A 19,019-nucleotide genomic window follows, 5' to 3' on the forward strand; every position below is an offset into this window, starting at 1 on the left:
ACCGCCCGCGTGCCGCTCCGGCCCGCCTCCGCAGTCAGGAGTGCCTACCGTGAACACCCCGCCCAGCGCCGCCCCCGGCCGGCCGCCGCACCGCATGGACCCGGCCGGCGGCTGCCCGCACGCGGCGAACGCCCGGCTGCTCGCCGAGGGCGCCGTGACCCCGGTGGTCCTGCCCGGCGAGATCGAGGGCATGGCGGTACTCGGCCACGATGCCCTCCGCGACTTCCTCTCCCACCCCGACGTCGCCAAGGGCGCCCAGCACTTCACCGCCCTCACCGAGGGCCGGATACCCGACGGCTGGCCCCTGCGCACCTTCGCCACCGTCCCCGGCATGACCACCGCGGACGGCGCCGACCACCGCCGCCTGCGCGCCCTGGTCAGCAGCGCCTTCACCGCGCGCCGGGTCGAGGAGCTCCGCCCGCGCGTCGAGGCCGTCACGGCCGGGCTCCTCGACGGACTCGCCGAGGCCGCCCGGACCGGCGGCGGCGTCGCCGACCTGCGCCGCCACTACGCGCTCCCGCTGCCCCTCGGCGTCATCTGCGAACTCCTCGGCGTCGACCCCGCCCACCAGGACCGGCTGCACCGCCTCTCCAGCCTCGTCGTCGCCACCGACACCGAGCCCGCTCAGGCCGTCGCCGCCAACCGCGAACTCGTCGAGCTGCTCGCCTCCATCGCCGGCGACAAGGCCCGGGCACCCGGCGACGACCTCACCAGCGCGCTCATCGCCGCCCGGGACGAGGGCGGCGACCGGCTGAGCCAGCCCGAGCTGATCGGCACCCTGCTCCTGATGATCATCGCGGGGCACGAGACCACGCTGAACCTCGTCACCAACGCCGTACGGGCGCTCTGCGGCCACCGGGAGCAGCTCGCCCTCGTCCTCGAAGGCCGGGCCGCGTGGGCGGACGTGGTGGAGGAGACCCTGCGCTGGGACAGCCCGGTCAGCTACTTCCCGTTCCGCTACCCCACCCGGGACCTGACGGTCGACGGCACCCTCATCCCCCGGGGCACCCCCGTCCTCGCCGGCTACTCGGCGGCGGGCCGCGACGCGAAGGCCCACGGCCCGGACGCCGACCGTTTCGACATCACCCGCACCACGGCGGCGAAGCACCTCTCGCTCGGTCACGGCCCCCACTACTGTCTGGGCGCCCCGCTCGCCCGCATGGAGGCCGCGATCGCCCTGGAGGCGCTCTTCACCCGCTTCCCCGACCTGGACCTCGCCGTCCCGGAGACCGAGCTGACCCGCCACGCGGGCTTCGTCGGCAACAGCGTCCGGGCGCTCCCGGTCCGCCCGACCCCCTGACGGACCGCCGCCGACGGCGCTACCCGGTCCTCCCCCATACGCTCGCGGGGGAGGCCCGCAGCGAGGAGACGAGGCGCAGCAGCCGGTCCTCGTTCCCCGAGAGGCCCGCCGCGCGGAGCGCCTCGTCGGCCTCGGCCATCGGATGGGTCAGCATCACCCCCGCGTACGGGGCGAGCTGCGGGTCGGTCAGCACGGCCTGCGTGGATTCGAGCAGCCGCAGGTACGCCTGGGCCGCCGCGCGCTCGTGGGCGGTCATCGTGGTCATGTCGGGCTCCCTCTCGACAGTTCTGCGCTCACCACCCTCTCGCACGGGTCTGACAATGGGGGTTCAGGCCTGTGTGCCGAGGTGCTCCGTCAGTCGTTCCAGGAAGACCCGCTGCCCGGTGACGAGCAGCGGAGCGGCCGCCTCCGGGGCGAACCAGCCGACCCGGTCGATCTCCGGGAACTCCTGGTGGGCGCCGGACCGCGGCGGCCACTCCATGGTGAAGGTGCCCGGCACCACCGCCGCCGGGTCGAGGTCCCCCTCCACCGCCCAGACGATCACGGTCTTCCCGCTGCGCTGCCGGGCCTCCCCGAGCCCGATCCACGGGCCCTCGGGTGCGGGCAGCCCCAGCTCCTCCAGGAACTCGCGCCCCGCCGCCGCCTCGGGAGCCTCGTCCGGCTCGTACTCCCCCTTGGGGATCGACCAGGCCTCCTGCTCCCGGGAGGCCCACAAGGGCCCGCCCATGTGGCCGATGAGCACCTCGACACCCCCGCCCGTCGTGTGACGGAAGACCAGAAGACCCGCACTGCGTTTGTCCGACATGCGGTCAAGTGTGACGGAACGAATCCTGGAATCGGAGGTTCCGGGGCAACCCCTCACATCCTGTTCAGGCATGAGTGGTTGACCCGTCGATCTCGATTGCCTGCCGTACAAGCGTCCTGAAAGCCTTCGTTCGATTCGGCTGTCGCAGCAGCAGCAGCAACAACGGAGCCGATGTCGCTCACGATGCCGTTCCTACGCGGTTTCGGGGCACTCCTCCGCGCCGATCACGACCGGTCCGCCCGCAGGGTCCACGCCGCTCGTCCACTCCGGACCGAGCCGCACCGAACGCCACGGGACGAGCTCCCCGCGCAGCCGCTCCCGCCGGAGCGGGACGCCCTCCTGGGCGACGGTCAGGACCGGTCGTACGAGCCGCCGGTCCGGTCGTACGAGCAGGGGGACGGCCGCAGGACCGAGGAGGCCGGGCGTCACCCACCGCACGGGCCCTGCCGTCACCACCGGCACTCCGGTGGCGTGCGCGGGCAGCCCGGCGAGCAGGTCGAGGACGGCGGCGGCGACCGCGCGGCCCTCGGCGGCGGCCACCGGCGCCGGTTCCACCCCGTGCAGGAGGTTGCCGACGGCGAAGACCCCCGGCTCGACCGTGCGGTGGGCGCCGTCCGTGACCGGCCCGCGGGTCCCCGGCGCCGGTGCGAGTCCGCGCGCCCGGGCCAGCTCGTGGTCGGGGATCCAGTCCCCGGTGAACACCACCGTGTCGCAGCGCAGGACGGACGTCCGCCCGTCCCGTCCCCGGACCGCGACCCCGGTCAGCCGGCCGCGCCCCAGGAGCTCGGCCACCACCGTGCGCGTCAGGACCGGTACGGCTCCGAACCCGGTGGCGGCTCGCGGCAGTTCGGTCACGACCGCGGCCACCTCCACGCCCGCCGCGCGCAGCGTCCGTACGGCGTGCCGGGTCACCGGCTCGCCACCGACGACCACCGCGCGCCGCCCGACACGGCCGCGCAGTGCCCCACTCGGCCCGAACAGCCGTACCGTCTGCTGGAGTTCGCCCGTGGTGAGCACCCCGGCCGGCCGTGATCCCGGCACGAGGCGGGCGCTGCGCGGTCGTTCGCGCGCGCCCGTCGCGAGGACGACCGCGTGCGCCCGGATCCGTTCGAGCCCGGTCGGCGCGGTGACGTCCAGGGTGAGCGGTCCTGCCCAGCCGGTCGCGGAGACCCCGGTGCGGACGACCGCTCCGCCGCGGAGCGCCGCCCGGACAGCGCGGCGCGCGAACGCGGGGCCGTCGAGGGGCCGTCCCCGGTGGTCCGCGCCGAAGCCGGGATGGCCGCAGTGACGCGGCACGCCCCCGGCCGTGCGCTCCCGCTCCAGGACCTCGACGCGCCCCGCACCCGCCGCGGCGAGCCGCGCGGCGGCGGCGAGCCCGGCGGGTCCCGCGCCCACGACGAGCACGTCGACCACGCGGCTCACCGGACCTCCCCGCACCGGACCCGCATTCACCGGCCGCCCTTCGTTCCTCGGAGCCCCGCTCACCGGGCTCCCCGCCCGTACTCCTCGCTCAACGCCCGCAGCTCCGCGCCGCAGAAGTGCCCCTGGCACCGTCCGCCGCGGGCGCGGGTCCGGCGACGCAGGCCGTCCGGGCCCGCCGGGGGGATCGTCGACGCGTAGGCGTCCCGGATCTCGCCCCGCGTCACCCGCTCGCAGTGGCAGACGATGGAGCCGAACTCGGGGTCCGTGGCTATGAGTTCGGCGTCGCGGTACGGGCGGGGGAAGGCCTCGCCGAGATTCGGCATGCGGACGGGGGCGAGCGGGCGCTCGGGCCCGGGTTCGAGTCCGCAGTCCGCGAGGAGTCCGAGCACGTGCTCGGCGAGGGCGAGGGACGCGGTGAGCCCGGTGGAGCGGATCCCGCCCACGGTCACGTACCGCAGCGAGGGATGGGCGGCGCACCGGTAGTCCTCCTGCCCGGTGGCGGCCCGCAGCCCCGCGTAGACCGCCGTGACCTCCTCGTCGAGCAGCGCGGGAAGGATGCGTCCGCCCTGCTCGCGGAGGTCGGCGAGCCCCTCCGCCGTCGTGCCGGTGGCGGTCTTGTCGTCGAGGTCCTCGGCGGTGGGCCCGAGCATGACGTTCCCGTACACCGTCGGCGAGACGAGCACGCCCTTGCCGAGCGGGCCGGGGACGGGGAGCAGGATGTGCCTGACCAGGTCGCGGGCGAACTTGTCGAAGACGAGCAGCTGGCCCCGGCGCGGGGTGACGGTGAAGTCGCGGCGGTCGAGGAGCGCGTCGAAGGCGTCGGCGTGGAGTCCGCAGGCGTTCACCAGGTGGCGGGTCCGCAGCTCTCCGCGCCGGGTGACGAGACGGTGCCACGGGTCGCCCGTACGCACCTTCTCCACCCGGCAGCCGAGGTGGAGGTCGACTCCGGAGCGGACGGCCTGTGTCGCGTACGCGAGGGTGGTCGTCCACGGGCAGACGACCGACTCGCCCGGCACGGCGAGTGCGGCGAGTGCCCCCGGTCCCAAGTGAGGTTCACGGGAACGGAGTTCGTCGGCGGACAGCATGCGCGTGGTGTGGTGGCCGTTCCGCTCGGCCTTCTCCACGAGGCGGGGGAGCGTCGCGAGCTGCTGCTCGTCCCAGGCGACGAGGAGCGCGCCGAGCGGCTCGACGGGTATGCCGGCCTCCCCGGCGAACGCGCCGAGCAGCCGGTGCCCCTCGCGGACGAGCCGGGCTTCGAGCGTGCCCGGTGCGGCGTCGAAGCCGGTGTGCAGGATCGCGGTGTTGGCCTTGGACGTGCCGTCGCCGACGTCGTTCGCGGCCTCCACGAGCGCTACCCGCAGCGGGTGCCGGGCCAGTGCGCGGGCGATGGCGCAGCCCACGACGCCCGCACCGACGACCACGACGTCGTACTCGGCCTCCCGGCCGGTGGGCAGCGGCCCCGAGCGGGTGACGCTCACCCGGCACCCCCCGTGCCGGAGCCCCCGGCACCCCCGTTGTCGCGGTCGAGCAGCGCCGACACCTCCGCACGGAACGCTCCGAGGCGCGCGGCGGCCTCGCCGCCCGAGATCCGGGGCTCGTAGACGGCCGAGGGCTTCCATTCCGGCACGGCCTCGCGGAGCGTGAGCCCCGGCTCGTGTCCGAGCCGGGCCACCGCGCCCACCCCGAGGGCCGTGGCATCGGGCAACGACGAGACCTCGACGGGGAGTTGCAGCAGATCCGCCTGCGTCTGCATGAGCAGCGCGGACCGGGTCAGGCCCCCGTCCGCGCGCAGCGAGGTCAGCGGTGCGCCCCGGTCGGCGGCGACCGCCGCGGCGAGCTCCACCACCTGGGCGGCGATGCCCTCGCACAGCGCGCGGACCAGATGGCCGGGGGAGGTGTCCAGGCCGAGCCCGGTGAGCGAGCCGCGCACGTCCCCCCGCCACCACGGCGCGGCGAGACCGGCGAGCGCGGGGACGAAGGTGACCCCGCCGGTGTCCGGCACGCCGCCGCCGACCGTGTCGATCTCCTCCGCCCCGGCGAGGACGCCCAGCTCGGTGAGCCAGCGGACCGCAGACGCCACCGTGTACACCTGGCCGTCCAGGCAGTGGTCGACGCGCCCGCCGAGCCGCCAGGCGACACAGCTCACCAGGCCGGAGGTGCCGCGTCGGGGCTCGGGCCCGGTCTGCGCGAGGAGGAAGGCGCCCGTGCCGTAGGTGCACTTGGCGGCGGCCGGGTCGCTCGCGCTCTGCGCGAGCAGGGCGGCCTGCTGGTCGACAAGGAGGCCGGTCAGCGGCAGCGGCGGGCCGAAGGCCGTCGTCGTGCCGACCGGCGTGTCGCAGTCCACCACCGCGGGCAGCCGCTCGCCGCCCAGTCCGTACAGGTCGAGGGCCGTCTCCGACCAGGCGACCGTGTCCAGATCGAGCAGTCCGGTACGTCCGGCGGTCGCCGCGTCGGTGACGAAAGCGCCCGTCAGCCGGTGGACGAGCCAGGAGTCGCTGGTCGTGACGACCCCGGCGCCGGTGGCGTGACGGCGGATCCAGGCCATCTTGGGCGCGGCGAAGTAGGGGTCCACGGGCAGACCGGTCAGCCGGCGGAGCAGCTCGGCGTGGTCGTCGAGCCCGTCGCAGACGGAGGCGGCCCGGCGGTCCTGCCAGACGAGCGCGTCCGTGAGGGGTTCGCCGGTGGCGGGGTCCCAGGCGAGCACGGTCTCGCCCTGGTTGGCGAGCCCCACGGCCGAGACCGGCGTGCCGGCCTCGGCCAGCGCCGCCCGTCCGGCCGTGACGACGGAGTCGTACAGCTCACGCGGGTCGACCTCGACCAGGCCGCCGGGGAGATACCGGGGCCGGACCGGGGCCGTGCCGCTGCCGATCACCCCGCGCTCGGGACACAGGACGAGCGCCTTCGTGCCCGACGTGCCCTGGTCCACGGCGAGTACCGGGCCGCCCGTCATTCCGCTGCTCCCGTCGCAGGATCGGAAGGTGATCGTCCGATCACCGAAAAGGGTCAGGGTGCCGCTGTCGGGGCGCCGCGTCAAGCGTCGGCGGCCGACACCGTCAGGTCGGTCCGACGTGCCTGACAGTAAGTCAAATTCAGTCGCTGGCTTAATAGTTACCGTCGTCGAGAAGAGTGGACTGGTCGAGTCCAGTGCCCTCTATAGTGATCGCCGATCAACGGCAGGAAGGCCGTCGGGGGACTGACCACCCCCCTTCATCCACCGAGGAACCATGTCGCCCACACCAGGCCCCACACCAGGCCCCACCCCCTGATGGCCGCTCAGGGCTTTCGGCCCGTCTACCACCCCGCGGGCCACGACCACGCCCTGCGCGGTGCCGTCCAGGACCTGCGCACCGGCCGCTGGGTGGCCATGGCCCGGCTGCTCGACGAGACCTCGGGGTGGGACGGCTGGACCAGGCGCACCCAGGTGCTCGCCGCCGTCGCCGCGGGCACCGACGTCGTCCACACCTGGCGCACCGAGCAGCCAGGGAGCATCGCCGCCACCGTGATGCACGGCCGCGTCGCCGTCGAGCGGGCCGTCCGCGCCCACCGCGCCGGCCACGCCCGCACCCGCGAACTCTGGCAGGAGGCCTGGACCGCCTGCCGCGAGGCCGCCGAACTGGCCCCCGCCGACCCCGTGCCCTGGGTCGGCCTCCTCGCGCTCGCCGCCCTCGACGGACGCCAGCGCATGGCCGAGCACCGGATCTCCCCGCCGGCGCCCATGCTGGCCCCCGGCCCCTGGGGGCTGCTCGCCGAGGCGGAGAAGCGCGACCCGTACAACCGCGAAGCACACCACCGCATGCTCCAGTTCGTCTACGCCCGCAGCCCGGGACCGCTCTCCGAGGCCGTTAACTACGCCCAGTGGGCCGCCACTTCCGCGCCCGTCGGCTCCGCCCTGCACGCCCTCCCGCTCTATGTGCGGGTCGAGCGCTACCGGCGCGAGCGCGGCCACGAGCGCGCCCTCGACCTCCACTGGGTCGCCGAGGACGCCGTCCGCGACGCAGAACGCGCCCTGGACGCCTGGTTCCTCTTCTGCGCCACCGAAGAGGCCTCCCTGCTCGACCTGAACCACCTGGCGCACGCCCTCTACGGAGCCCTCCGCTTCGACGACGCGGCCCGGGTCTTCAAGGCGCTCGGCCCGTACTACGCGACGCTGCCGTGGGCCTACCGCACCGAGCGGCCGGACGACCGGGCCCTCGCGGAGGACCTCTTCCTGCGCGCCCGCGCCCGCTGTCTCACCGGCTGACCCCCGCCTACGGCGCCCCCGCACGTACGACCCCGTCCCCCCCCCGCTCACCGCCTGTCCCCGGAGGTACCCATGTCCCGCACCACGGCCCCGACCGACGCGATACGCAAGCCACCCCCCGCCCAGGACGAGGAGGCGCGGCTCAGAGAGCTCGGCTACCAGCCGGTCCTGGCCCGCCGCATGGGAGGCTTCGGCAACTTCGCGATCAGCTTCTCCGTCATCTCGGTCCTCTCCGGCTGCATGACCCTCTACGGCTTCGGGATGGGCACCGGCGGCCCCGCCGTCATGCTCTGGGGCTGGGCGGGCGTCGGCCTCTTCGTGCTGTGCGTGGGCCTCGCCCTCGCCGAGGTGACCAGCGCCTACCCCACCTCCGGCGCCCTCTACTACATGGCGGACCGGCTCGGCGGACGGCGCTGGGGCTGGTACACCGGCTGGCTGAACCTCCTCGGCCTGCTCGGGGCCATCGCCGGCATCGACTACGGAGCCGCGCTCTTCACCGGGGCCTTCCTCAACCTCCAGTGGGGCTTCGAACCCACGGCGGGCTCCACCTTCCTCATCTTCCTCGCGATCCTGCTGCTGCACGCCGTCCTGAACCTCTTCGGCGTCCGCCTGGTCAGCGTCCTCAATTCGGTCAGCGTCTGGTGGCACCTTGCGGGCGTCGCGCTCATCGTCGGCGCGCTCGCCTTCGTCCCCGACCGCCACCAGTCCGTCGAGTTCGTCTTCACCGAGTTCGTCAACGACACCGGCTGGGCCAACCCCTTCTACGTCGCCGCGATCGGCCTGCTCCTCGCCCAGTACACCTTCTCCGGCTACGACGCCTCGGCCCACCTGTCCGAGGAGACGTCCAACGCCTCCGTCACCGCCGCCAAGGGGATCGTGCGGGCCATCTGGGTCTCCTGGATCGCCGGCTTCGCTCTCCTCGCCGGACTGAGCTTCGCCATCCAGGACTACGCGGCCACGCAGAACACGGCCACCGGAGTCCCGCCCGCCCAGATCCTCCTGGACGCGCTCGGCACGGGCGGCGCCACCGCCCTCCTGCTCGTCGTGATCGTCGCCCAGCTCTTCTGCGGCAACGCCGAGGTCGCCGCCGCCAGCCGCATGGTCTTCGCCTTCAGCCGCGACAACGCCCTTCCCGGCTCCGCGATCTGGCGGAAGGTCAGCACCCGTACGCAGACCCCGGTCCCGGCCGTCTGGCTCGCCGTCGCTGTGGCCGCGCTGCTCGCCGTGCCCTCGCTGTACTCGGCCACCGCCTACGGCGCGGTCACCGCGATCAACGTCATCGGCATCACCCCCGCCTACGCCATCCCGATCTACCTCCGCCTGCGCGCCGGGAACCGCTTCACCCCCGGGCCGTGGAGCCTCGGCCGCTGGAGCAAGCCGATCGGCTGGACCGCCGTCGTATGGGTGGCCGTCGTGACCGTCCTGTTCTGCCTGCCGCAGAAGTCCCCCGTGACGGTCGACACCATGAACTACGCCGTGATCGCGCTCGCCGTCGTCCTCGTCCTGGCCAGCGTCTGGTGGTACGTCGCCCGCCGCTCGTACGGCACCCCGACGACGTACGGCACGGCCCGCGAGGAGGCGGACATCGCGGAGGGGATCGTGTAGCGGATCCGCCTGCGGCACCGTGAACCCCGGCACGCGCAACGGGGGTTCACGGTGCATCCCGTGTTCACCCCGGCGTCCCCGGTGCTCCACCCTCCGTCCGTAGCGTCACGCCCGTCCGTAAACGCTACCGAGGAGTACTGTGAGCGCCTCCGCTCTGACCGCTCTCGCCGCCGCCCTCGCGGTGGTCACCGCGGCCTCCGCGACCACCCCGCCCGCCCCGGCCACCGTCGCCGCGCGCGTCGAGACGCCGGCCGTGTACGACGACGAGGCGGGCGGCAACGCGAACGCCGACGACCCCGCCGTCTGGGTCGACCCGACGCGGCCCGGCCGCAGCATCGTGATCGGCACCCTGAAGGAGGCCGGGCTCGACGTCTACGGCCTCGACGGACGCCGCCTCCAGCACATCGCCGCGCCGCAGGCCCCCGGCGAGGACGCCGCCCCCGGCCGCTTCAACAACGTCGACATCGTCTACGGCTTCGAACTGGCCGGCCGGAAGACCGACCTCGCCCTGGTCAGCGACCGGGGCCGGGACCGGGTCCGCGCCTACGCCATCGACCCGGTCGCCGTCGCCGCGGGCCGCCCGCCGCTGCGCGACGTGACCGCCGCCGACGTGGCGCCCGTCTTCGCCGGCTCCGAGTCCGAGGTGGACGAGCAGCACACCGCGTACGGTCTCGCCGCGTACAGCGACGACGACGACGCGTACGTCGTGGTCTCCCGGCGCGAGGAGACGAGCCTGCGCCTGCTCGAACTGGAGGACCGCGGCGGCCGGGTCGGCTACCGCACCGAGGACACCCTCGACCTGCCCGCCTCCTTCACCCTCCCCGACGGCACCTCCTGGCGGCCCTGCGCCGACCCCGGCGAGCGCCCGCAGGTCGAGGGCATGGCCGTCGACCAGGAGGAGCACGTCCTCTACGCGGCCCAGGAGGCCGTCGGCCTCTGGCGCGTCGAGCTCGACGACGCCGAGTTCGAGAAGCCCGAACTCCTCGACCGGGTCCGTGAGTACGGCACCCCGTGGACGTACGACACCGCCGAGGAGGAGTGCGTTCTCGACACCGCCCACGACCCCGGCTTCGGCGGCGAGCACCTGAGCGCCGACGCCGAGGGCGTCACCGTCTACCACGCCGGTGACGGCGCGGGCTACGTCCTCGCCTCCAGCCAGGGCGACAACACCTTCGCCGCCTACGAACGGCAGGGCCGCAACGCCTACCTCGGCTCGTTCGCGGTCGGGGACGGCGCCGCCACCGACGGAGTGCAGCACTCCGACGGCAGCACCGTCGTCAACGTCCCGCTCGGCCGCAGCTTCCCCCAGGGCATCCTCATCACCCACGACGGCGAGGCCGCGCCCGCCGACGGCGACCGCGAGAGCACGAACTTCAAGTTCACCCCCTGGGAGTCGGTGGCCCGCGCCTTCCCCCGGCCCCTGCGCATCGACACGGAGTCCTTCGACCCGCGCGACGCCGACTGACCCGTACTCCTACCCGTACTCGTACCCGTGCCCGCACTCGTACCGGTGCGGTCCGGGCAACCGATTCCGCGGCGGCGACGACTGGGAGGTACGCAACGGCTCTCTTCCCCCGCAGGAGGAATCGTGCAGTACCCGCAACCCCCCGTCGCCGCCCACCGCTTGGCCGCCGCGCTCGCGGCGGGCGTCATGACCTGTGCCGCGCTCACCGCGACCACCGGAACCGCGTCCGCCGCCACCGCGCGGCAGGCCGAACGGCTCGACCGGGGCGTGGTGAGCGTCCACACCGACACCGGGAACCTCGTCAGCTGGCGCTGGCTGGGCACGGACCCGGACTCCGTCGGCTTCAACGTCTACCGGGCCGGTACGAAGGTGAACTCCACGCCCGTCACGGCCTCCACCAACTTCTTCCACTCCGGCGCGCCGAGCACGGCCGACTACACGGTCCGCGCGATCGTCGGCGGCGTCGAACAGACGGACTCCGTCCACGCCGTCCAGCTGCGCACCGGCTACAAGGACGTGCCGATCACCCCGCCGGCCGGCGGCACGACCCCCGACGGCGTGGCGTACACCTACGAGGCCAACGACGCCTCCGTCGGCGACCTCGACGGCGACGGCGACCTCGACTTCGTCCTCAAGTGGCAGCCCACGAACGCCAAGGACAACTCGCAGTCCGGATACACCGGCAACACCGTCGTGGACGGCATCACGCTCGACGGCACCCGGCTGTGGCGGATCGACCTCGGCCGCAACATCCGCTCCGGCGCGCACTACACGCAGTTCCAGGTCTACGACTACGACGGCGACGGCAGGGCCGAGGTGGCCATGAAGACCGCCGACGCGACCGTCGACGGACGCGGCACGGTGATCGGCAGCGCCTCCGCCGACCACCGCAACAGCAGCGGATACGTCCTGGCGGGGCCCGAGTACCTGACGATGTTCGACGGGCTCACGGGCGCCGCCCTGGGCACCACCGCCTACGTGCCCGCGCGCGGCACCGTCTCCTCCTGGGGTGACAGTTACGGGAACCGGGTCGACCGGTTCCTCGCGGCCACCGCGTACCTCGACGGTGCCCGGCCCTCGCTCGTCATGGCGCGCGGCTACTACACGCGGAGTGTGATCGCCGCCTGGGACTGGCGCGACGGCGCCTTCACCCGCCGCTGGACCTTCGACTCGTCGAGCTCCACGAACGCCGGGAAGGGCTACGACGGCCAGGGCTCGCACAGCCTCTCCGTGGGCGACGTCGATGCCGACGGCAAGGACGAGATCGTGTACGGCGCGATGGCCGTGGACGACAACGGCAGCGGCCTGTGGACCACGAGGACGGGCCACGGCGACGCCCAGCACCTCGGCGACCTCGACCCGGGGACACCGGGCCTGGAGTACTTCAAGGTCTCCGAGTCCTCCTCCCAGCCCGCGCAGCTGTACATCGACCCGGCGAACGGCGCCGTCCGCTGGCAGCTCGCGGCCTGCTGCGACAACGGCCGCGGGGTCGCCGGCGACATCTGGGCCGGGAACGACGGAGCGGAGGTGTGGTCCTCCTCCGACACGTCGGTGCGCGACGAGGCCGGGGCCACCAAGGGCCGCGAGCCCTCGTCCACCAACTTCCTGAGCTGGTGGGACGGCGACACCACCCGGGAGCTCCTCGACGGCACCCGCATCGACAAGTACGGCACCGCCGGCGAGACCCGGCTCCTCACCGGCGCCTCGGTGGCGTCGAACAACACCACCAAGGCGACTCCCGCGCTCTCCGGGGACATCCTCGGCGACTGGCGCGAGGAGGTGGTGTGGCGCACGAGCGACAACACCGCGCTGCGGATCTACTCGACGCCGCACGAAACGGGGACCAGGATCACGACCCTGCTGCACGACACGATGTACCGCACGGGGCTGGCCTGGCAGAACACCGCCTACAACCAGCCCCCGCACCCGAGCTTCCACATCGGCAACGGCATGCGCACGGCGCCGAGGCCGCTGATCACGACTCCGTAGCGTCGGGTCAGGCGCTGAACTCGTAGGTCCAGGCGGCTGATTGGGCCGAGAAGTCGATGTCCGTGATCTCCAGCGCGTGTCCGTGCTGGTCGCTCACCGTCCGGTGGACGATCAGCCGGGCCGCGCCGCCGGCCGCCGTCGTCGCGGCCGGGCCCGGCGGGACGCCGATCGACTCCCGATGGGTGACCCGCAGCCCCGCCTGGTGCATCCAGTGGTACAGGAGCCGCAGGTCGGGCTGGTGATGGCTGTCCTTGATCCGCCGGTAGCGGGCGAGTTGGGGAATCTCGGCGAGCGCCGGCCGGGAGAACCACGACACCGCCCGTTGCAGCGCCGCCCCTTGGGGCCCGAGCACCAGATGGCGGTGGACGAGCGTGGGCTCGCCGGGGGCGAGCAGCAGGCGGGAGGTGAGCGGGGTGGGCGGTGGCTCCCAGGCGAGCGAGGCCCGCACCAGGGCCTCGCTCACGCGCGGCCCGCCGGGGAAGGTCGGCCGGCGGGCCGCGAGCGCGGGCGGGGGCGCCTGCGCGGCGGGATCGGCGCCCGCCGCCGCGGCGAACGTGCCGCGCCGGTCGGTGACGACGAGGCGCTCGTCCCGCAGGAGCTGGAGCGCGCTGCGGACCGTCTGCCGGTTGACGTGGTACCGCTGGGACAGGGACCGTTCCGAAGGGAGCCGGCTCCCGGGGGAGATGCGCCGGTGGGCGAGATCCTCGCGCAGGACGGCGGCGACCCGGAGATAGAGCGGCGCCTCCGCCACCTCGGTATCGGGCTCGGCCATGATCAACCCTCTCTAAGCACAGCGTGACCGCATGGGCCGTATCGGTGATCAATTCCTATCATTGGTCTAAACCATTTCGCTAGGGCGGCCCGGCAGAGTGGCCGAAACGAGCGCCGCGCCTTGTAATGGGGTCCAGGCGGCGGGCACCGTACCGCCGCGGCGGAAGAGGCGGGTGAGGCCGGATGACGACACCGTCGGAGCGTGCGGCGAGGGGCCGGGAGGCCCGCAAGCGAGCCCCCCGCTCCTCCCACGGCCGCTGGATCCCCTCCTCCCAGCGCCCCGACCCGCTGGCGGTCCTGGAGCGCGAGTCCCAGGACCGGCTGCCCGACCTCGTCCCCCTCCGCTACGGCCGGATGGCGGTCTCGCCCTTCGCGTTCTTCCGCGGCGCCGCCGGCATCATGGCGGCCGACCTCGCCGCCCCGCGCCACACCGGACTCACCGTCCAGCTCTGCGGCGACGCCCACCTGCTCAACTTCGGGGTGTACGGCTCACCCGAACGGACGCTCCTCTTCGATGTGAACGACTTCGACGAGACCCTCCCCGGGCCCTTCGAATGGGACGTCAAGCGGCTCGCCGCCAGCGTCACCATCGCCGCCCTCCAGAACGGCAGCACGAAGCCCAAGGCCCACCGGGCCGCGCTCGTGGCCACGGAGGCGTACCGCACGGCCATGAGCCGCCTCGCGGAGCTCGGCGAACTCGAGGTCTGGTACGAGCGGATCGCCGCCGACGACTTGCTTCCCCTGGTCCGCCGCGGCGAACGCGCCCGCCTCTCCGACCGGCTCGCCCGGGCCCGCCGCCGCACCAGCCTCCAGGCCTTCGCCAAGCTCACCGAGACGGACGAGTCCGGTGCCCGGCGCATCGTCGAGGACCCGCCGCTCCTGGAGCGGGCCACGGACGTGGACCGGGTCGGCCTCGGCAAGATCTTCAGCGACTACCGCAGCTCGCTCTCCGAGGAGAGGCGCGTGCTGCTCGACCGCTACCGCTTCGTCGACGCGGCCCGGAAGGTCGTCGGGGTCGGCAGCGTCGGCACCCGCTGCTTCGTGCTCCTCCTCGAAGGCCGCGACGACGGCGACCCGCTCTTCCTCCAGATCAAGGAGGCCGGCCGCTCCGTCCTGGAGCCCTACCTGCCGCCGACGGCCTACGAACACCAGGGCCGCCGCGTCGTCGCCGGGCAGCGCCTCACGCAGGCCGCCAGCGACATCTTCCTCGGCTGGATGACCGGACCCGGGCAACGCCACTTCTACTGGCGCCAGCTGCGCGACATGAAGGGCTCTGCCGAGGTCGAGACCATGTCCCCGGCCACCCTCCGGAACTACGCGCGGCTCTGCGGCAGGGCCCTGGCCCGCGCCCACGCCCGCTCCGGCGACCGGATCGCCATAGCCGGCTACCTCGGCAGCTCGGACGTCTTCGACCGCTCCGTCGCCGACTTCTCCCTCGCCTACGCGGGCCAGAACGCCGACGACTACGCGGCGCTCGGCGCCGCCATCGCGGCCGGCGTGATGGCGGCGGCCCCGGGCGCCTAACACTGCCTCCGGTCCCGGGCGCCTGAAGAACTCTCAGGAACCCGGGACCGTTGCTCCCTGGGCCCTACGCGTCGCGCCGCAGCGGCGGCTCGGCCGGCGTCTCGGACACCGGTCCGAAGAGCACCGCCCGCGCGACCGCCGGGGCGAACAGTGCGGTCAGCGGGGAGGTCAGGGTGAGGGCCCTGCGGAAGGGAATGCCGACGACCGGGTCGCCCGCCGCCCGCTGCTGCACGCGGCTCAGGTACCAGCCGACCGCCTTGTCGAGGGCCCCGGGGGCCGCCGCGTCACCGAGCACCCCCGGCATCTTCTTGTCGGCGCCCGTCGAGATGTCCCAGGCCTGCTTCGACGCGTCGAGGAGCGCGCGCTGTACCTGCCGGGTGGTCGGGGTCCGCTTCGGGTCGGCGAGCGCCCGGCGCAGCGCGACGGCGGAGAGCGCGGCGACCGCCATGCCCTGCCCGTAGATCGGGTTGAAGGCGCAGAGCGCGTCGCCGGTGGCGAGGAAACCGGCCGGGCGGCGGCCCGGACGGTCGTACCGGCGCCGGATGTTGGCGGTCTTGCGGAAGCCGTACACCGGCGACACGGGCTCCGCCTCCGCCAGCCAGTCGCTGATCACCGGATGCGGCAGCCGCTTCGCGTAATCCTCGAAGGCGCCCTCCTCCGTCGGCGGTTCGTTGCCGCGGAGCCCCGACAGGGTCACGAGGTGCGTGCCGTCGCCGACGGGCAGCACCACGCCGCCGTACTCCTGGTCGGGGTTGGGCACGATGAAGTAGCCGATGGCGTCGCTGTCCAGGACCCCGGCCGGGGCCCGGTAGACCCGGGTGCCGTAGGCGAGACCGGTGTCGATGGTCTCCTCGTGCGGGGCCTCGGCGCCGATCGCCGCCAGCCAGTCCGCCGCCTTCGTGGACCGCCCGGAGGCGTCCACGACCAGATCGGCCTCCAGGACGCGGGTCTCCTTCTCGGCGCCCGCCCCGCGCTCCCGGAGGCGTACGCCGCGCACGCGCGAGGAGTCCCCGGTCAGCCCCACCGTCTCGTGGCCGTCGACCAGTTCGATGCGCGGGTCGGCGAACACCCGCTGCCGCACCAGCCATTCCAGCTGCGGCCGCGCCCCCGAGTAGAAGTGCGCGCTCGCGGCCGTCCGGCGGAACCACTTGCCGTTCTGCCACTGCACCATGTCCTCGGGCACGCCCACCTTGGGCGCCCCGAGGTCGCGCAGCTCGTCCATGAACCCGGGGAGCAGCGCGTCGAACGCCGTCTGCCCGCCCGCGATGAGCACGTGGAGGTGCCTGCCCTGCGGCACGCCCGGCCGGGCCTCCGGGCCCTCCGGGAAGCGGTCGCGCTCGACGACCGTCACCTTCTCCGCGTGCTCCGCGAGGACCCGTGCGGCCAGGAGGCCGGCGAGACTTCCCCCGATGACCACGGCGTGACGTGTCGCGCGGTGCCCCAAGTCGTCGGCCATGCCCGCCCTTTCGTTGCGTGGATTTACAACTGACCAGTATCCACGGTGGTGCGTGCGGCGTCGCGTGCCCCGAGGCGCAGGTGCTCGATGTGGTAGACGGCTTCGTCGAGGAGCTGGGCGACGTGGTTGTCGTACAGGCTGTACTCGATCCGGCGGCCCTGGCGGACGCCGCTGACGAGGCCGAGCGCGCGCAGCAGCCGGAGCTGGTGGGAGACGGCGGACTGCTCCATGGCGACGGCGGCGGCGAGCTCGGTCACTCCGCAGGGGCCCTGGCGGAGCTTGGTGAGGATCATCAGCCGCGACGGGGTGGCGAGGGCCTGGAGGGTGGCGGCGATGGTCGCCGCGGACTCGGCGTCCAGGTGGGTTGCGGGGGTCGTCTCGCCGTGCACTCCGTGTCCCATGCGCTCATCGTAGCCGCGCTTGTATGTCAATACGTGAAGACCTCTTCATGTGTTCGGGTATGGTGAGGCCCGCGTCGTCCCCTCACCCTCCCCGCCACCCTCGAAAGAGGTGCTCGTCCATGGCCCTCCCGGAGCTGGACACCGCCCAGGCCACGGCCTCCGCCCCCGCCCGGCCCGTCACGCGCACCCGCGCCACCGCCCTCCCCGAGGTGCGCTGGGCCGCGCTCGCCGCCCTCGCCTTCCTCGCGGCCTTCCCCCTCGACCTGGCAGGCGCACCCGCTTGGACCTGGGCGCCGCTCTACGCCGTCTGTTACGCCGCCGGCGGCTGGGAACCGGGCCTGGCCGGGCTCCGGGCACTGCGCGAGCGGTCCCTCGACGTCGACCTCCTGATGGTGGTCGCCGCGCTGGGCGCCGCCGCCATCGGCCAGTACCTCGACGGCGGCCTCCTCATCGTGATCTTCGCCGTCTCCGGCGCCCTGGAGGCCCTCGCCACCCGCCGTACGGCCGATTCCGTCCGCGGGCTCCTCGATCTCGCGCCCGCCACGGCCGTCCGCCTCACGGCGGCGGGCGAGGAGGTCGTCGAGGCCACCGCGCTCCGACCCGGCGACACCGTCCTCGTACGCCCGGGGGAGCGGCTCCCCGCCGACGGCACCGTCCTGAGCGGCGCGAGCGACGTCGACCGCACGAGCGTCACCGGCGAACCGCTCCCCGCCCCCGCGGCACCCGGCGACGAGGTCTTCGCCGGCACTCTCAACGGCTCGGGGGCGCTGCGCGTCCGCGTGGACAAGGACCCCGCGGACTTCGTCGTCGCCCGGATCGCCGCCCTCGTCGAGGAGGCCGGCGCCACCAAGGCCCCCACCCAGCTCTTCGTCGAGAAGATCGAACAGCGCTACTCCGTCGGGGTCGTCGTCGCCACCCTCGCGCTCTTCGGCCTGCCCGTCGCCTTCGGCACGGACCTCACCGAAGCCCTGCTCCGCGCGATGACCTTCATGATCGTGGCCTCGCCCTGCGCGGTCGTCCTCGCCACCATGCCGCCGCTGCTCTCCGCCATCGCCACCGCCGGGCGGCACGGCGTCCTCGTGAAGTCCGCCGTCGCCATGGAGCGGCTCGGCGCGGTCGACCGGGTCGCGCTCGACAAGACGGGCACCCTCACCGAGGGCACGCCCCGGGTGACCGCCGTACGCGGCGACACGACCGCGCTCGCCCTCGCCGCCGCGGCCGAACTGCCCAGCGAACACCCGCTGGCGCGCGCCGTGGTCGCCGAGGCCAGGGCCCGGGGACTGTGCGTCCCCGAGGCGACGGACTTCGCCGCCGAACCGGGCCGGGGCGTACGGGCCGTGGTGGACGGCCACGATGTACGGGTCCACCGGGCGTCCGGCACCCACGGCGACACCGCGGTCGAGGTCGTCGTCGACGGCGCGCCCGCGGCCGTACTGGAACTCTCCGACCGGCTCCGCGAGGGCGCCACCGAGGCCGTCGCCGCCCTCGGACGGCTCACCGGCTCCACCCCCACCCTGCTGACCGGCGACAACGCGGGCGCGGCGGCCCGGATCGCCGCCGAGGTGGGCATCGACGACGTCCGCGCGGGACTCCTCCCGCACGAGAAGGCGGAGGCGGTACGGGAGTGGGAACGGGCGGGCGCGAAGGTGCTGCTCGTCGGGGACGGCGTCAACGACGCACCGGCCCTGGCCGCCGCGCACGCGGGCGTCGCCATGGGCCGGGCCGGCTCCGATCTGGCCCTGGACACCGCGGACGTGGTCGTCGTCCGCGACGAACTCGGCGCGATCCCGGCCGTCGTGGCCCTCTCACGCCGGGCCCGCCGCCTGGTCGTGCAGAACCTGCTGATCGCGGGCGTCTGCATCGGCGCCCTCGTCGTCTGGGACCTCGTCGGCCACCTGCCGCTGCCCCTGGGCGTCGCGGGCCACGAGGGCTCGACGGTCCTCGTGGGCCTCAACGGCCTCCGGCTGCTGAGGGACGCGGCCTGGCGACGAGCGGAGAACGGCACGGCCCGAGGCTGAACCTGGGCCTGGGAGTCGGGGCC

Annotated in this window: 15 protein-coding genes; 7 read left to right on the plus strand and 8 right to left on the minus strand. The window is 74.0% G+C overall.

Features of this window, described 5'->3' with window-relative positions:
- The first annotated feature begins 49 nt into the window (after positions 1 to 49).
- Complete coding sequence (locus ASC82_RS06825) at positions 50 to 1,300, plus strand: cytochrome P450 (RefSeq protein WP_056642983.1); 1,251 nt, start codon at positions 50 to 52, stop codon at positions 1,298 to 1,300.
- A 19-nt stretch (positions 1,301 to 1,319) separates the two neighbouring features.
- On the opposite strand, the gene ASC82_RS06830 is transcribed toward ASC82_RS06825, so the two are convergent.
- From ASC82_RS06830 to ASC82_RS06850, 5 genes are all read right to left on the minus strand, one after another.
- Positions 1,320 to 1,565, minus strand: a complete 246-nt coding sequence (locus ASC82_RS06830; protein ID WP_056642987.1) for a hypothetical protein — start codon at positions 1,563 to 1,565, stop codon at positions 1,320 to 1,322.
- Between the two features lie 63 nt (positions 1,566 to 1,628).
- Positions 1,629 to 2,105 (minus strand): NUDIX domain-containing protein, encoded by a 477-nt coding sequence (locus ASC82_RS06835; RefSeq protein WP_056642990.1) that lies wholly within the window; start codon positions 2,103 to 2,105, stop codon positions 1,629 to 1,631.
- A gap of 192 nt (positions 2,106 to 2,297) precedes the next feature.
- The gene (locus tag ASC82_RS06840) at positions 2,298 to 3,527 is read right to left on the minus strand and encodes an FAD-dependent oxidoreductase (RefSeq protein ID WP_107105838.1); all 1,230 of its coding nucleotides are present in this window, start codon (positions 3,525 to 3,527) and stop codon (positions 2,298 to 2,300) included.
- Between the two features lie 59 nt (positions 3,528 to 3,586).
- Entirely contained in the window at positions 3,587 to 5,005 is a 1,419-nt protein-coding gene (locus tag ASC82_RS06845; RefSeq protein ID WP_056642997.1) for an FAD-dependent oxidoreductase, read from the minus strand.
- The gene (locus ASC82_RS06850) at positions 5,002 to 6,477 is read right to left on the minus strand and encodes an FGGY family carbohydrate kinase (protein WP_056642999.1); all 1,476 of its coding nucleotides are present in this window, start codon (positions 6,475 to 6,477) and stop codon (positions 5,002 to 5,004) included. Before ASC82_RS06850 ends, ASC82_RS06845 begins: the two co-directional genes overlap by 4 nt.
- Before the next feature lie 315 nt (positions 6,478 to 6,792).
- On the opposite strand from ASC82_RS06850, the gene ASC82_RS06855 reads away from it, so the two are divergent.
- The 4 genes from ASC82_RS06855 to ASC82_RS06870 all read left to right on the plus strand — a co-directional run bounded on the left by ASC82_RS06855 (position 6,793) and on the right by ASC82_RS06870 (position 12,826).
- Complete coding sequence (locus ASC82_RS06855; protein WP_024759263.1) at positions 6,793 to 7,767, plus strand: hypothetical protein; 975 nt, start codon at positions 6,793 to 6,795, stop codon at positions 7,765 to 7,767.
- A 72-nt stretch (positions 7,768 to 7,839) separates the two neighbouring features.
- Positions 7,840 to 9,372: an amino acid permease gene (locus ASC82_RS06860; protein WP_056643003.1), complete on the plus strand. Its 1,533-nt coding sequence runs from the start codon at positions 7,840 to 7,842 to the stop codon at positions 9,370 to 9,372.
- Positions 9,373 to 9,511: 139 nt separating this feature from the next.
- Complete coding sequence (locus ASC82_RS06865) at positions 9,512 to 10,837, plus strand: phytase (RefSeq protein ID WP_056643006.1); 1,326 nt, start codon at positions 9,512 to 9,514, stop codon at positions 10,835 to 10,837.
- Between the two features lie 186 nt (positions 10,838 to 11,023).
- Positions 11,024 to 12,826 (plus strand): rhamnogalacturonan lyase, encoded by a 1,803-nt coding sequence (locus tag ASC82_RS06870; protein ID WP_107105853.1) that lies wholly within the window; start codon positions 11,024 to 11,026, stop codon positions 12,824 to 12,826.
- 7 nt (positions 12,827 to 12,833) lie between these two features.
- Here ASC82_RS06870 and ASC82_RS06875 read toward each other — a convergent pair whose 3' ends face one another.
- Positions 12,834 to 13,598, minus strand: coding sequence for a GntR family transcriptional regulator (locus ASC82_RS06875; protein WP_056643011.1), 765 nt, complete (start codon positions 13,596 to 13,598; stop codon positions 12,834 to 12,836).
- Between the two features lie 182 nt (positions 13,599 to 13,780).
- On the opposite strand from ASC82_RS06875, the gene ASC82_RS06880 reads away from it, so the two are divergent.
- On the plus strand, positions 13,781 to 15,121 hold the full coding sequence (locus tag ASC82_RS06880; RefSeq protein WP_056643014.1) for a DUF2252 domain-containing protein: 1,341 nt from the start codon (positions 13,781 to 13,783) through the stop codon (positions 15,119 to 15,121).
- Positions 15,122 to 15,185: 64 nt separating this feature from the next.
- Here the strand turns inward: ASC82_RS06880 and ASC82_RS06885 are convergent, their stop codons facing one another.
- Both ASC82_RS06885 and ASC82_RS06890 read right to left on the minus strand, forming a co-directional pair.
- Complete coding sequence (locus ASC82_RS06885) at positions 15,186 to 16,577, minus strand: FAD-dependent monooxygenase (protein ID WP_056643016.1); 1,392 nt, start codon at positions 16,575 to 16,577, stop codon at positions 15,186 to 15,188.
- 23 nt (positions 16,578 to 16,600) lie between these two features.
- On the minus strand, positions 16,601 to 16,978 hold the full coding sequence (locus ASC82_RS06890; RefSeq protein WP_024754524.1) for a metalloregulator ArsR/SmtB family transcription factor: 378 nt from the start codon (positions 16,976 to 16,978) through the stop codon (positions 16,601 to 16,603).
- A gap of 119 nt (positions 16,979 to 17,097) precedes the next feature.
- On the opposite strand from ASC82_RS06890, the gene ASC82_RS06895 reads away from it, so the two are divergent.
- The gene (locus ASC82_RS06895; protein WP_242427580.1) at positions 17,098 to 18,996 is read left to right on the plus strand and encodes a heavy metal translocating P-type ATPase; all 1,899 of its coding nucleotides are present in this window, start codon (positions 17,098 to 17,100) and stop codon (positions 18,994 to 18,996) included.
- Positions 18,997 to 19,019: the final 23 nt, after the last annotated feature.

It is taken from the genome of Streptomyces sp. Root431 (assembly GCF_001426585.1).
Taxonomy (GTDB): domain Bacteria; phylum Actinomycetota; class Actinomycetes; order Streptomycetales; family Streptomycetaceae; genus Streptomyces; species Streptomyces stackebrandtii.